Origin of the sequence: Pseudoxanthomonas sp. LjRoot143, from assembly GCF_964252945.1 — a bacterium.
Lineage (GTDB): Bacteria > Pseudomonadota > Gammaproteobacteria > Xanthomonadales > Xanthomonadaceae > Pseudoxanthomonas_A.
This window is the reverse complement of the sequence record NZ_CAXUPM020000001.1, coordinates 3,053,147-3,067,049: the sequence shown is the minus strand read 5'-3', so window position 1 is coordinate 3,067,049 and position 13,903 is coordinate 3,053,147. Positions and strand designations below refer to the sequence as shown.

14 protein-coding genes are annotated in these 13,903 nt (G+C 68.3%); 6 read left to right on the top strand and 8 right to left on the bottom strand.

Annotated features, from left to right (window positions below):
* Positions 1-23: 23 nt before the first annotated feature.
* From ACSQ1W_RS14860 to ACSQ1W_RS14830, 7 genes are all read right to left on the bottom strand, one after another.
* On the bottom strand, positions 24-581 hold the full coding sequence (locus ACSQ1W_RS14860) for a flavin reductase family protein (protein ID WP_436044426.1): 558 nt from the start codon (positions 579-581) through the stop codon (positions 24-26).
* A gap of 38 nt (positions 582-619) precedes the next feature.
* Positions 620-1,237, bottom strand: a complete 618-nt coding sequence (locus tag ACSQ1W_RS14855; protein ID WP_436044425.1) for a molybdenum ABC transporter ATP-binding protein — start codon at positions 1,235-1,237, stop codon at positions 620-622.
* A complete protein-coding gene (gene modB, locus ACSQ1W_RS14850) occupies positions 1,237-1,938 on the bottom strand; it encodes a molybdate ABC transporter permease subunit (RefSeq protein ID WP_436044424.1) in 702 nt (233 codons plus the stop codon). Before modB ends, ACSQ1W_RS14855 begins: the two co-directional genes overlap by 1 nt.
* 7 nt (positions 1,939-1,945) lie before the next feature.
* Positions 1,946-2,734: a molybdate ABC transporter substrate-binding protein gene (gene modA / locus ACSQ1W_RS14845; RefSeq protein ID WP_436044422.1), complete on the bottom strand. Its 789-nt coding sequence runs from the start codon at positions 2,732-2,734 to the stop codon at positions 1,946-1,948.
* Positions 2,735-2,762: 28 nt separating this feature from the next.
* Positions 2,763-3,227 (bottom strand): hypothetical protein, encoded by a 465-nt coding sequence (locus ACSQ1W_RS14840; protein WP_436044421.1) that lies wholly within the window; start codon positions 3,225-3,227, stop codon positions 2,763-2,765.
* Positions 3,228-3,285: 58 nt separating this feature from the next.
* On the bottom strand, positions 3,286-4,038 hold the full coding sequence (locus ACSQ1W_RS14835) for a S1/P1 nuclease (protein WP_436044420.1): 753 nt from the start codon (positions 4,036-4,038) through the stop codon (positions 3,286-3,288).
* 127 nt (positions 4,039-4,165) lie between these two features.
* Positions 4,166-4,786: an OmpW/AlkL family protein gene (locus tag ACSQ1W_RS14830; RefSeq protein ID WP_436044419.1), complete on the bottom strand. Its 621-nt coding sequence runs from the start codon at positions 4,784-4,786 to the stop codon at positions 4,166-4,168.
* 163 nt (positions 4,787-4,949) lie between these two features.
* On the opposite strand from ACSQ1W_RS14830, the gene gap reads away from it, so the two are divergent.
* The 5 genes from gap to ACSQ1W_RS14805 all read left to right on the top strand — a co-directional run bounded on the left by gap (position 4,950) and on the right by ACSQ1W_RS14805 (position 12,151).
* On the top strand, positions 4,950-5,954 hold the full coding sequence (gene gap, locus ACSQ1W_RS14825) for a type I glyceraldehyde-3-phosphate dehydrogenase (protein WP_162336785.1): 1,005 nt from the start codon (positions 4,950-4,952) through the stop codon (positions 5,952-5,954).
* Between the two features lie 224 nt (positions 5,955-6,178).
* A complete protein-coding gene (locus ACSQ1W_RS14820) occupies positions 6,179-8,911 on the top strand; it encodes a DUF2339 domain-containing protein (RefSeq protein ID WP_436046205.1) in 2,733 nt (910 codons plus the stop codon).
* Positions 8,908-10,266 carry a DUF3999 family protein gene (locus tag ACSQ1W_RS14815; RefSeq protein WP_436044418.1) on the top strand — a complete coding sequence of 453 codons (1,359 nt, stop codon included), beginning with the start codon at positions 8,908-8,910 and terminating at the stop codon, positions 10,264-10,266. The genes ACSQ1W_RS14820 and ACSQ1W_RS14815 overlap by 4 nt, the downstream gene beginning before the upstream one ends.
* 71 nt (positions 10,267-10,337) lie before the next feature.
* Entirely contained in the window at positions 10,338-11,513 is a 1,176-nt protein-coding gene (locus tag ACSQ1W_RS14810) for a phosphoglycerate kinase (protein ID WP_436044417.1), read from the top strand.
* Entirely contained in the window at positions 11,510-12,151 is a 642-nt protein-coding gene (locus ACSQ1W_RS14805) for an HAD hydrolase-like protein (RefSeq protein ID WP_436044416.1), read from the top strand. The genes ACSQ1W_RS14810 and ACSQ1W_RS14805 overlap by 4 nt, the downstream gene beginning before the upstream one ends.
* A gap of 17 nt (positions 12,152-12,168) precedes the next feature.
* Here the strand turns inward: ACSQ1W_RS14805 and ACSQ1W_RS14800 are convergent, their stop codons facing one another.
* Entirely contained in the window at positions 12,169-12,414 is a 246-nt protein-coding gene (locus tag ACSQ1W_RS14800) for a hypothetical protein (protein WP_192272978.1), read from the bottom strand.
* 14 nt (positions 12,415-12,428) lie between these two features.
* Between ACSQ1W_RS14800 and pyk the strand changes: the two genes are divergently transcribed.
* A complete protein-coding gene (gene pyk / locus ACSQ1W_RS14795) occupies positions 12,429-13,898 on the top strand; it encodes a pyruvate kinase (protein ID WP_436044415.1) in 1,470 nt (489 codons plus the stop codon).
* Positions 13,899-13,903: the final 5 nt, after the last annotated feature.

Below are 13,903 nucleotides of genomic sequence, written 5' to 3'. Positions count from 1 at the left end.
CCGGGCGTTAACCGGCCATGGGCCTACTGCTCCAGCATGTCCGGCCGGAACAGCCGGCGCCGGGATACCTCACGGCCGGACACCATGAAGCGGCCATCGCCCCGGTAATGCACGGTGCGCGGCAGGCGGGGCGAGGTGGCGACATGCGCGTGGACGATGCGCCATACGAACAGCGGGTAGTCGGCGGTGATGCGGGTCTCGTGCAGGCGGCATTCGAAGCGCGCATGGCACTCCCCGATGCCGGGTGCGTCCACGTCGCGTGAGGGCAGCGCGGTCAGGCCGAAGCGCTCGAACTTGTCCTGCTCGGTGCTGCTGCAGTTGCCGATCCGCACCACCGTGTCCAGCAGGTCCTCGGTCGGCAGGTTGATCACGCACTCGCGGCTGGCGCGGGCCAGGGCGTGGCTGCGGTTCGCCTGCCAGAGATACGTGCCGACCAGGTCGTAGCCCAGCATCATGTGCCAGCCCAGCGTCATGATCGCACGCTCGTCCCGGTGCGCCGTGCTGAGCAGCACGACAGGGCCGGGCTCGAGGTAGCGCCGTGCCTGGTCGGGCGGAAGGGTCTTCCAGCGCTGTTTTCTCATGCGGCGGCTCCGATGTCCGGCAGCAGCCTACGCGCAGCTCAGTCGAGAGCGTGTATGGAGTCGGCGACGCGGCGGACTTCGTCAGGGTGGTGGCTGACGTAGACGATGGGCAGGCGGATCTCGTCGCGCACGCGCTGCAGGTAGGGGATCAATTCCTCGCGACGCGCCTGGTCCAGCGCAGACAGCGGCTCGTCGAACAGCAGCAGCGACGGTTGCGACAGCAGCGCACGGCCGATCGCCACGCGCTGCGCTTCGCCACCGGACAGGTTGCGCGTGCGGCGATCCAGCAGGGGGGTGATACCCAGCAGGTCGACCACGGTGTCGAAGCCGAACTGCGGGGTACCGCGCCCGCCATGGCGTCCGTACTGCAGGTTGCGACGCACGTCGAGGTGCGGGAACAGCCGCGCATCCTGGAACACGTAGCCCACGCGCCGGCGATGCACGGGTTCGTCGATGCGCGATGCGCTGTCGAACAGGCAATGCCCATCCACTTCGATGCGCCCCGCGACCGGCGTTACCAGGCCGGCGATGGCATTGAGCACCGAGGTCTTGCCGGCGCCCGAGGGTCCGACCAGCGCGATCACGCGGGCGTCGTCGTCGATGCGGACATGACGATGGAAGTGGCCGCGGCGGAGTTCGATGTCGAGCTTCAACATCAGCTGTCTTCCCCCTGGCGCGTGTAGTGGCGTCGCACCAGCCACTCCGAGAACAGCAGCGCCGCCAGCGAGATCACCACCGCGACCGCCGCGAGTCGCCAGATGCCGGCTTCGCCGCCCGGGACCTGCATCAGTCCGTAGATGGCGGACGAAAGCGTCTGCGTTTCACCGGGGATGTTCGATACGAAGGTGATGGTCGCGCCGAATTCGCCCAGCGCCTTCGCAAACGCCAGCACGCTGCCGGCGACCAGACCGGGCCACGCCAGCGGCAGGGTGACGGTGAAGAACACGCGCCACGGACCTGCGCCGAGCGTGGAAGCCGCCTGCTCCAGTCGCCGGTCTGTCGCTTCCAGCGACAGACGGATCGATCGCACCATCAGCGGAAACCCCATCACCGCGCAGGCCAGCGCGGCGCCAGTCCAGCGGAACGCGAACACGATCCCGAAGTGTTCCTGCAGGAACGCACCGACCGTACCCTGCGTGCCCAGCGTCACCAGCAGCGCGTAACCCATCACCACCGGGGGCAGCACCAGCGGCAGGTGCACGACCGCATCGAGCAATGCCTTGCCGGGGAACCGCGTGCGCGCCAGCAGCCAGCCCACCAGCACCCCGAACGGCAGGATGGCGAGCGCCGCCACCAGCGCCACCTTCAGGCTGAGGCGGATGGCAGTGAGTTCTTCCGGCGAGAACGCGTCGAGCATGTGCCGGTCAGTTCTTCACTGCGAAGCCGCGCCGCTGGAAGATCGCATCGGCGGCAGGTGAGGCCAGCCACTGCACGAAGGCCGTGGCCTGTGCAGAACGCGTGCCGCGCAAGGCCGCTACCGGGTAGACGATGGCGGGATGCGAGTCCTCGGGGAACGTCGCAACGACGCGCACGGCCGGTTCGGCCTTCGCGTCGGACGCGTACACGATGCCCAGCGGTGTCTCGCCACGTGCCACCAGCATCAGCGCGGCGCGCACGCTTTCCGATTCGGCCAGGCGTGCCTTGACGCCGTTCCACAGCGACAGCGATTCCAGCGACGCCTTGGCGTACTTGCCGGCCGGTACGGTCTGCGTCTGTCCCACGGCCAGGCGGCCATCGCCGAGCGCGGCGAGGAAGGTTGCCGGGCGCTTCAGGTCCACCCGCGCCGTGCTCGCCTTCGGCGCGACCAGCACCAGCTGGTTGCCCAGCAGGCTGCGGCGTGTGGCCGTCTCCAGCTTGTTGCGTTCCTGCAGGTAGTCCATCCATTCCAGGTCGGCGGAGAAGAACACGTCGGCCGGCGCGCCCTGTTCGATCTGCCGTGCCAGCGCTGAACTGGCGGCATAGGACACGCGCACGGGAGTGCCGGTCTGCTTCTGGTAGGCGGCGGCGGCTTCGTCCAGCGACTCCTTCAGGCTGGCGGCGGCGAAGACGGTGAGGCCTGCATCGTCCTGTGCGTGCACGACGGTGGGTGCGAACGCAGCGGCGAGCAGGAAGGCGACGGCAACGACAGGGCGGAGCAACGCGGACAGGTTCATGCGAACGACTCCTGTGATGAAGAGAGGACTACTCGATGACGAAGGTCTGGATCTGGCGCGCGCTGCGGGCAGGGCGTGAGTCGCCGGGAATCAGCAGCCGGGCTGGACCGGCCTCGGCCGGCAGCGGCCTGCCATCGCATTCGTCGGCCACATAGACGCGCTGCTTGCCGAGGGTCGGATCCAGTTCGCCCAGCGAGAACACGACCGTGTAGCCATCACGCGCGCGCACTTCCACGCGGCGGGCGAGGTGCGCGCCGCGCAGCGGATCGGTGGGCATCGCACCGGCGCGCCGCAGCACGTCGACAAGATCCACGCCACGGCACTGCAGCGGCGTACCGTGCACGTCCATGCTGACCGCGTGACGTGGCAGGCCCTGCAACAGGTCCGCGTGCCATGGCAGCTCCACGCGGCCGGGCGATGGTGCGGAGGGCGCGTGCGCGGCATGCGACTGTGCGCGTACGGACAGTGCCGGGGGAACGAGGCAGATCGCCATCAGGAGCGGGAGACAGGGGCGGAGCGTCATGTGCGATCTCGCGATGTCGAGGGGAAGGTCAGTGCCGGTCCAGCGCCTTGTTCAACACCGCCGCCAGCGCCACACCACCGGCACGCAGCTGGCGCTCGGCGATGGGCAGGTGCTTGTCCACGTAGCTCTGTTCAAGCTTCGCGCGGCGCGGATAGAAATCCGGTTGGGTCACCACACGGCACGACTGCTCGGCCCAAGCTTCCGCGGGTGGCGGCAGGGCGATCGCGTCCAGCGACGGCCGCGGCAATGCGCGCAGGTGACGCAGGTAGTCGGCTTCGCTGCGGCCGTTCGTCACCAGCATGCGGCTGTCCCACAGCGTGTGCAGGTTGGTGCCGCGGCCATTCCAGTTGACCTGCACGTCGTTGCCGCCCTTGTCGCGGCCGTAACCCGCATGCAGCGGCTGGTGCACGTCGCCGACGAAATGCACCACGAATTTCAGCGCCTGCAGGCGTTCGGCACGCGTGCGCTTCGTATCCGCCAGGATGGTCGCCTGTGTCCGGATCGCTTCGACCACGCAGTTGCCGCCCGGGCAATCGCGCGCAGGCTGGTAGTCGCAGTCGTGTTCGCCGATGTTGACGAAGTGCCAGCGCGCCGTCTTGCGGCCGAGCACGGGGTCGCTCTCGCGCAGGTCGTCCGCCCAACTCGCGATCCCGGCCAAGGTGGGGTCGGATTCGCCTTTCAGGAGCGTCTCGATCTCGCGGCGTGCGTGTGGGGTCAGGTCGTCCCACGCCAGCAGCGCGACCAGGCGATGGCCGAGCGGGCCCCACGCGTACGCGGGCATGGGCGCAAGGGCCATGGCAAGGGAGACGACGAGGGCGAGTGAGAAAAGAAGGGAACGGACCATGCCGGTACTGTAACCGACACGGGCCGTTCCCCAATTTACCGCAGGCGCTGGATCGACGGCCTGCTCAGAACTTCAGGACATAAGCCACGCCGTACACCAGCGGGTCGATGTTGGCGGTGCCCAGCTTGGCGCCTTCGACTTCGACCTCGGTGTCGATGTCGGCCCAGCGCACGTCCACGCGCACCGCGCTGCGCTCGCTGACCTTGAAATCCAGGCCGGCGTGAGCGGCGAGGCCCCACGAGTCGTCCAGCTTCAGCTTGGCGCCTTCGAGCGCGCCGGTGGTGTCTTCGCTGAAGAACGTCGTGTAGTTCAGGCCCACACCGAGCAGCGGCGACACCTTGCCCTTGCTGTTGAAGTGGTACTGCAGCGAGACGGTCGGCGGCAGGTGCTTGGTTTCGCCCACCTTGCCCACGCCCTTCACCGAGATGTCGTGCTTGAACGGCAGCGCGGCCAGCACTTCCAGGCCCAGGTTGTCGCGCAGGAAATACTCGAAGGTCACGGTCGGCTTGACGTCGCTGTCGATTTCCAGCGGCAGCGTGCCGGCCGCGATGGTGCCGTTGTCCGACTTCGGATTGACCTGGTGCACGCCGACGCCCAGCGTCCAGTCGCCCTTGGACTGGGCGAAGGCGGGAACGGCGGCGCCCAGGGCGAGGGCGATGGCAATCGGGATCAGGGTCTTCTTCATGGTGGTGACGCTCGTTGGAATGTGGCGCCAGTCTCTGCCCCGGTTTCCCGCCATGCCTTGATCCTGATCAATGCCCACGGGGCTTCGCGGCGGGGGCGGCCTGTTAGAATGACGGCCCCCGTCAACCCCGCCGCGCCGCGCGCGGCCGCAGGAGTCCTGAGCAATGTCGATCAAGGTGGGTATCAACGGCTTCGGCCGCATCGGACGCAACGTGCTGCGTTCCGCCGTGCAGAATTTCGGCAACGACATCGAGATCGTCGCCATCAACGATCTGCTGGAGCCGGACTACCTGGCCTACATGCTGCAGTACGACTCCGTGCACGGCCGCTTCGATGGCGACGTGAAGGTCGAGGGCGGCGCACTGTTCGTCAACGGCAAGAAGATCCGCCTGACCCAGGAACGCGACCCCGCCAACCTGAAGTGGGATGAAGTCGGCGCCGACATCGTCATCGAATCCACCGGCCTGTTCCTCGACAAGGCCACCGCGCAGAAGCATCTCGATGCTGGCGCGAAGAAGGTCGTCCTGTCGGCGCCGTCGAAGGACGACACGCCGATGTTCGTCTACGGCGTGAACCACGAGACCTACAACGGCGAGGCCATCATCTCCAACGCCTCGTGCACGACCAACTGCCTGGCCCCGATCGCGAAGGTGCTGCACGACAAGTGGGGCATCAAGCGCGGCCTGATGACCACCGTGCATGCGGCCACCGCCACGCAGAAGACCGTCGACGGCCCGAGCAACAAGGACTGGCGCGGCGGCCGCGGCATCCTCGAAAACATCATCCCGTCGTCCACCGGTGCGGCCAAGGCCGTCGGCGTGGTGATCCCGTCGCTCAACAAGAAGCTGACCGGCATGTCGTTCCGCGTGCCGACCAGCGACGTGTCGGTGGTCGACCTGACCGCCGAGCTCGAGAACCCGGCCACGTACGACGAGATCAAGGCCGAGATGAAGGCGCAGAGCCAGGGCGCGTTGAAGGGCATCCTGGGCTACACCGAGGACAAGGTGGTGGCCACCGATTTCCGCGGCGACACCCGCACCTCGATCTTCGACGCCGAGGCCGGCATTGCGCTGGACCCGACCTTCGTGAAGATCGTCAGCTGGTACGACAACGAGTGGGGTTATTCCAACAAGTGCCTGGAAATGGTCCGCGTGGTCGCCGGCAAGTAAGCCGCACCGTTCCCGCTGTGCTGCACGGGCGCCGTTGGGCGCCCGTGTCGTTTCCGGGTATCGCCATGTGATACGAGCCGGGCCGGATCCCGCCACCGGCGGCTCGGATTCTTGCAAATCCCGGCGCGTTGCCCGAGGCTGCGGCGAGGCTGAATGGACGGCCCGGGGGACGGAATGCCCCTTCTTGCACCGAATACGCAGAGACGGGGTAGGCGATGGATGATCTGGCGGGAATCCTGGTGTTGCTTGGCCTGGCCGTGCTGGCGGTGCCGGTACTGCTGATCGTGGCGTTGGTCGCGATCAGTGGACTGAAGCGCCGGGTCACGGAGCTGGAGCGGCAGGTGGACAAGCTGCACAGCGCCCACCTCGCACCTGCGGTGTCGCCGGCGCGGCCCGACGCGGCCGCTGCCCCCTCGGATCCCACACTGGCGGAGCTGGTGCGGACGGCGCCTCCGCCGGTGTCACGCGCCGAGGCCCCGCGACCGCCGCAGGCCGCAGCGCCGCCGCCCATCCCGCCACAGCGGCCCGCGCCCACGCCTCCTCCTCCTGTGGCTCCCGCGGCGCCCGCTCTTCCGTTGCCGCCGCGTCCGCCGCGCGCCGAGACGCCGTCCCGTCCCGCGACACCCGACGTGTTCACCCTTGCGATCCGCGCGGTGCAACGCTGGTTCACCGTGGGCAACGTGCCGGTCAAGATCGGTGTGCTGGTGTTGTTCGCCGGTGTGGCCGCGTTGCTGAAGTACGGTGCAGACCAGGGCTGGTTCTCGCTGCCGCCGGAGCTGCGCCTGGCAGGCATCGCCGCCGCGGCGCTGGGCGCGCTGGTGTTCGCGTGGCGCAAGCGCGAAAGCAATCGCACCTTCGCGTTGAGCCTGCAGGGCGGTGCCATCGGCGTGCTGCTGCTGGTGGTGTTCGGTGCGTTCAAGATCTTCGGCGTAATGCCGGCCGGGGCGGCGTTTGCACTGAGCATCGTGCTGGTCGCCGGTGCCGGCATGCTGGCCGTCCTGCAGGATGCGAAGTCGCTGGCCGTGTTCGCGCTGCTCGCCGGCTTCCTCGCGCCGATCTGGTTGTCGACCGGCAGCGGCAATCACGTGGCGCTGTTCTCGTACTACGCGGTGTTGAATGCGGCCATCGTCGGCATCGCCTGGTACAAGTCGTGGCGCGTACTGAACCTGCTCGGCTTCGTCTTCACCTTCGGCATCGGCACGGCGTGGGGCCTGTTCGACTATGGCCCGCAGAAGTACGCCAGCACGCAACCGTTCCTCGCCCTGTTCTTCGTCTTCTACCTGCTGATCCCGCTGTTGTTCGCGCGGCGCCAGCCGGCCAGTCGTCGCGACTTCATCGATGGCTGCCTGGTGTTCGGCATGCCGCTGGTGGCGTTCTCGCTGCAGGCGGGCCTGATGCAGAGGGGCAGCTTCGAGGACAGCCGCCTGCCGCTGGCGTTCTGCGCGCTGGGCCTGGGCGTGCTGTATGCGGGACTGTCGTGGGCGTTGCGCCGTCGCGCGAACTACGACGTGCTCGCGCAGTCGTACGCGCTGCTGGCGGTCGGCTTCGCCACCCTGTCGGTACCGCTGGCGCTGTCGGCGCAGGCCACGGCGTGCGTGTTCGCGCTGGAAGGTGCGGCGCTGGCCTGGCTGGGACTGCGGCAGTCGCGCCTGTTGCCGCAGCTGACCGGCGCCGGCCTGCAGCTCGCCGCGGCGGTCGCCTTCTTCATCGCGCGCGTCGACGTGGTGTCGTGGCATGAGACGACAACGGTCGCGCCGATGTTCGCCAACGCGTCTTTCATGAGCGCGTTGCTGATCGCGGTAGCGGGCTTCGCCAGCGCCTGGGCTTACCGCGCACGCAGCCCTGGCGTCGCGCTGGCGTATTACCTGTGGGCGCTCGCCTGGTGGCTGGGCAACGGCATGGTCGAGATCGTCGAGTATCTCGCACGTCGTGACGAGCCCGACGCCATGCTGGTGTTCATCGCGCTCACCGGCTGGCTTGCCGCGGAAGTCCATCGCCGGCGTCCGGCCACCGCGTTGGCCTGGACCACCCTCGCCGGGTTGGCGTCCGCCGGGCTGTTCGCGTTGTGGCAGTCCGACGTGCACCAGCAACCCTTCGCCGGATACGGTGCCTGGGCATGGCTCGCCTATGCCGTGATGGGCGTACGCAGCCTGATGTGCCTGCGCGACAGCGAACACCGTCTCGCCGGCGCCGCGCAGTTCGTGTGGTGGCTGGTGTGGCCGCTGGTGGCCAGCCTGCTGCTGGCCTGGCTGCCGGATCATGTGGAGGGCATGGGCGATGGCTGGCAGGCGGGCCTGATCGCGCTGCCGTGGCTGGTGGTCGCCGCGCTCGCCCTGTTCCGCTGGACGTGGCTGGCTGCGCCGCTCGGCGAGCGCTTTGGCGGATGGCGCACGCCACTGCTGGGCGTGCTGTTCGCCGCACTCGGCCTGTGGTGGCTGGTGTCGCTGTTCCTCGCTGGCGATGCCACGCCGCTGCCCTGGATTCCGGTGTTGAATCCGCTGGAGCTGGCCCAGCTCGGCACGCTGGTGCTCCTGTTGTGCTGGTGGATGCCGGAGGAACGCGCGTTGCCGCCGGCGCGCATCGTCCTCCTGTCGTCGCTGGCCTTCGTGTGGATCACCTCGGTGGTGCTGCATGCCGTCCACCACTGGGGCGACGTGCCGTGGAACGACAGTCTGGTCTCCGGCAGCCTGGCGCAGACCAGTCTGACGGTCACCTGGAGCGTGTTGGGCGTGTTGGGCTGGGTGATCGGCTCGCGTCGTGGCCAGCGCATGCTGTGGCTGGGCGGTGCGGTGCTGATGGGCGTGGTGCTGGCGAAGCTGGTGTTCGTCGATCGGCAGCATCTGGGCAACCTGCTCGGCATCGGTTCGTTCATCGCCTATGGCCTGCTGTGCACGGTGGTGGGGTATCTGGCTCCGGCCCCGCCGCGCCGCGTCGAGAACGAGGAAGTGTCCGCATGAAGAAGTTCTTGTTGCTACTCGGGCTGCTGCCCACGCTCGCCGCCGCGCAGGCGCCCGCACCGGCGCCGTATGCGAAGCGCTGGCCGCTGGCGTTGTCGACCGAACAGGCGGGCGCCTACCGTGTGGTGCTGGATCGTGATGTCTACACGACCACCGCGTGGCCCGACCTGCGCGATATCGACGTGCTGGATGCGAACGCAAAGCCGGTCGCCGCCGCGCTGTTCGGACCGGAACAACCCACGGCGTTGCCGGCACGACGCATCGTGGTGCCGTGGTTCCCGCTGCCTGCCTCGCCGCAGGATGACGATGGTCCTTCGCGCGTATCGGCGCAGTTCGGCGAGAACGGGCGCATCGTCCGCATCGAAGCCGATGGCGGCGGCAGCAGCGCGGCGGGTCCCGCGCGTGCGTTCCTCGTAGATCTCAGCGGCATCCGCTACAACGCCGAAGCGCTGGAGTTCACCTGGGACCCGGGGACGCCGCGCGAAGCCCGCTACCGCGTGGAAGGCAGCCAGGACCTCCAGGCGTGGGAGACGGTGCAGGAGCGCGTGACGCTGGTGGAGCTACAGCGCGGCTCGCAACGCCTGCTGCGCGACGAAGCGCCGATCCGTGCCGGACTCCGCTACATCCGCTTCGTGCCGCTCGACGCCTCGCCGGCCTTGCCGATCCGCGAGGTGCGCGTGCGCCTCGACGAAGTGCACCCGCAGCAGTCCGTGCTGTGGTCGGAACTGCGGGGCCGCCGTGTTTCCGAGCAGGGCGTGGACGGTTTCGCCTACGAAAGCGATGGACGTTACCCGGTGGCGCTCGCCGACCTGGCAGTCGACGACTACGCCGTCGGCGAGTGGACGCTGGAAAGCCGCGATGCGCTGGATGCGCCGTGGCGCCTGCGCGCGGGTCCCTGGGTGGCCTATCGGGTGGCCGGCCAGCAGCCCAGCAGTTCGGCCGCGCAGCCGCTGTCGAGCGGGCCTGCGCGCGATCGCTACTGGCGGCTGCGAAACAGGGGCGCATTGCCGGACCAGGTACCGACGCTGCGGCTGGGCTACCGGCCGGAGGTCATGGTGTTCCTCGCGCAGGGCACGCCGCCCTACGCACTGGTCGCGGGCAGCGCGCGGGCGAGTCGCGCGACCGTCCCGATGCCGGCCCTCGTGGATGCGCTGCGCCGCGACCGGGGTGAAGACTGGCAGCCTGCGCCGGCGTACCTGTCGCCGGCCTCGGTACTCGCCGGGGATGCCGCGTTGATTCCACCGCCCACGCCGCGCGACTGGAAGACCTGGCTGCTGTGGGGGCTGCTGGTGCTCGGTGCGGCGCTGGTGGCGGCGTTCGCCTTCAGTCTGTTGCGCAACCGTCCCTCCGCGTAGGTCGCCCGTCGTTTGCGGCAGGGCAGGGCAGGCGGGACAATAGCCGTCTTTCCCGCTGCCCAGGACCTCCCATGCCCATCGTCCGCATGACCGACCTCGACCTCGCCGGCAAGCGCGTGCTGATCCGCCAGGATTTGAACGTGCCGATCGACGCGGGCCGCATCACCTCCGAGCAGCGGATCACCGCGTCCCTGCCGACGCTGAAACTGGCGCTGCAGAAGGGCGCGGCGGTCATGGTGACCTCGCACCTGGGCCGCCCGAAGGAAGGCGTGTGGAGCGAGGCGGATTCGCTGGCGCCGGTCGCCGCCCGCTTGTCCGAACTGCTTGGCGTGGACGTGCCGCTGGTGAAGGACTGGGTGGATGGTGTGGACGTGCAGCCGGGCCAGATCGTGCTGCTCGAGAACTGCCGCATGAACGTCGGTGAGGGCAAGGACGATGAGGGGCTCTCGAAGAAGTACGCGGCGCTGTGCGACGTGTTCGTCATGGATGCCTTCGGCACCGCGCACCGTGCCCAAGCCTCCACGCACGGCGTGATCCGCTTCGCACCGGTCGCCGCCGGCGGCCCGTTGCTGATGGCCGAACTGGATGCGCTGGACAAGGCGCTGGCCAACCCCGCGCGTCCGCTGCTCGCCATCGTCGCCGGCAGCAAGGTGTCCACCAAGCTGGAGCTGCTGACCAGCCTGGTCGGCAAGGTCGACCAACTGATCGTCGGCGGCGGCATCGCCAACACCTTCATCGCGGCCGAAGGCCATGCCGTCGGCAAGTCGCTTTACGAAGCCGACCTGATCGATACCGCGAAGAAGATCGATGCCGACGCCAAAGCGCGCGGCGCCGAGATCCCGCTGCCGACCGACGTCGTGGTCGCGACAGCCTTCGCCGCCGATGCGCCGGCGACGGTGAAGAACGTCGATGCCGTCGCCGCCGACGACCTGGTCCTCGACATCGGCCCGCAGACCGCGCGGCGCTACGCCGAGCTGATCAAGTCCGCCGGCACGGTGGTGTGGAACGGCCCGGTGGGCGTGTTCGAGTTCGATGCCTTCGGCAAGGGCACCGAGACGCTGGCGCACGCCATCGCGCAATCGAAAGCGTTCTCGATCGCCGGTGGCGGCGACACGCTGGCGGCGGTGGACAAGTACGGCATTGCCGACGACGTCAGCTACATCTCCACCGGCGGCGGTGCGTTCCTGGAATTCCTGGAAGGCAAGACGTTGCCGGCCGTGGCCGCGCTGGCAGCGCGCGCCAAGTGAGCCGCGACACGCTGTTCTTCGACCTGGACGGCACGCTGATCGATTCGGCGGTCGGCATCACCCGTTGCATCACGCATGCGCTGACGCAACTGGAGCACCCGGTGCCGACGGAGGCCGAGCTGCGGGGCTGGATCGGTCCTTCGTTGCGGACCAGCTTCATGCCGTTGCTCGGCGATCCGGCGAAGGTCGAAGCGGCGGTCGAGCTCTACCTCGAGCGCTTCGAATCGCACGGCTGGCTCGAGCACCAGGTCTACGCCGGTATCGGCGACGCCATCGAGGCGTTGCATGCGCACGGGCACCGGCTTGCGGTGGTAACGGCGAAGAACGAGCCGCATGCGCGCAAGATCCTTGCGCACCTGCCGTTCGGGCATTGCTTCGAAGACATCATCGGCGCCACCGCCGATGGCCGCCTGAGCCACAAGAAGGACCTGATCGGCGAAGCCTTGCGGCGACTGTCGTTGACGCCGGACGCGTGCTGGATGGTCGGTGACCGCCATATGGACATCGATGGCGCGCGTCACCACGGCATGCGCAATGTCGGCGTGCTGTGGGGATTCGGTGGTGAACAGGAGTTGCGTGATGCAGGCGCAACCCATCTCGCTGCGACACCGGACCAATTGCGGCCACTGTTCGCCTGAGCGTAAAACGCGCGCAGTCAAACGCGCGTTTCATCGCCGCCGTTTTTGCGCAGTCGGGTGTGCGCGCGCAGCATTCGACGTGCGCGCAGAGACCAAAAAAATACCAGTCCATCGAAGTCGCGCATGCGTTCGAAAGTGCTAGAAAACAGCGCTTTCACAAGGTCGCGCCAACAGGCATCGCTGCTGTCCCGGGACAGCTTGATGACATGGGGATTGTCGGTCGCAACGGTCCCGTTTCGCTGTGGTAGCGTTTGCGCGATCACAGGGAATCCGTACCATGACCGAACGCCAGCGCCGCACCAAGATCCTCGCCACCCTCGGACCGGCGACCGACCCGCCCGGCGTGCTGGAGGACCTGTTCCGCGCCGGCGTCAACGTGGTGCGCCTGAACTTCTCGCACGGCGATCCTTCCGGCCAGGCCAAGCGTGCGGCGGCGGTGCGTCTCGCCGCGCAGCGCGTGGGTGCGGAAGTCGGCATCCTCGCCGACCTGCCGGGCCCGAAGATCCGCGTCGAGCGCTTTGCCGAAGGCAAGGTGGTACTGAAGACCGGTGACCGCTTCGACCTGGTAGCCAATCCCGCTGCCCCCCCGGGCGATGCGTCGCAGGTGGGCGTCAGCTACCTCGGTCTGCCGGGCGACGTGGAAGCCGGCGACGTCCTGCTGCTCGACGACGGCCTGATGCAGCTGAAGGTGGTGTCGGTCGAAGGCGAACGCATCGTCTGCACCGTGCTCAACGACGGCGTGCTGTCCGACCGCAAGGGCCTGAACAAGCAGGGCGGCGGCCTGTCGCTGGGCGCGCTGACCGAGCGCGACCGCGAACTGATCGCGTATGTGGCGGAGAACATCGGCGTCGACTTCATCGCCGTGTCGTTCTGCCGCAATGCCGACGACATGAACGAGGCGCGCCGCATCGCGCGCGAACATGGCTGTGACGCCGCGCTCGTCTCCAAGATCGAGCGCACCGAGGCGATCGAGAACCTCGCCGAAATCGTCGATGCCAGCGACGTGGTGATGGTGGCGCGCGGCGACCTGGGCGTGGAAATCGGCGACGCCGAGCTGCCAGGCCTGCAGAAAAAGATCATCAGGGAGTCGCTGGCGCGCAACAAGGTCGTGATCACCGCCACCCAGATGCTGCAGTCGATGGTCGACAGCCCGATCCCGACGCGTGCCGAAGTGCTCGACGTCGCCAACGCCGTCATCGATGGCACCGACGCGGTGATGCTGTCGGCGGAAACCGCGGCCGGCAGCTATCCGGTGCGCGCGGTGGAAGCGATGGCGCGCATCTGCCTCGGCGCCGAGAAGCAGTTCGAGATGGATACCGATTTCGAGAAGGCGCCGCGCAACCTGGAGCGCGCCGACCAGGCCATCGCGATGGCCACGATGTTCCTGTCCGAGCACATCGGCGTGCGCGCGATCGTCGCGATGACCGAGTCCGGTGGCACCGCGCGGTTCCTGTCGCGTTTCCGTTCCAGTGCACCGATCTACGCGTTCTCGCGCCACGACGGCGCGCGCCGCAAGATGGCGATGATCCGCGACGTGTTCCCGATCGCGTTCGACAGTCGTGGCCTGGCGCCGCGCGAGGCCGCCCGCGATGCGATGCGCGTGCTGCACGACCGCGAACTGCTGGCCGAGGGCGACCGCGTGATCTTCACCAGCGGCGACCACATGGAGAAGCACGGCGCCACCAATACGCTGCGCCTGCTGCAGATGGGCGAGCGCGGCAAGGCCGAGGGCCTGGGCGAGCTGTAATCACC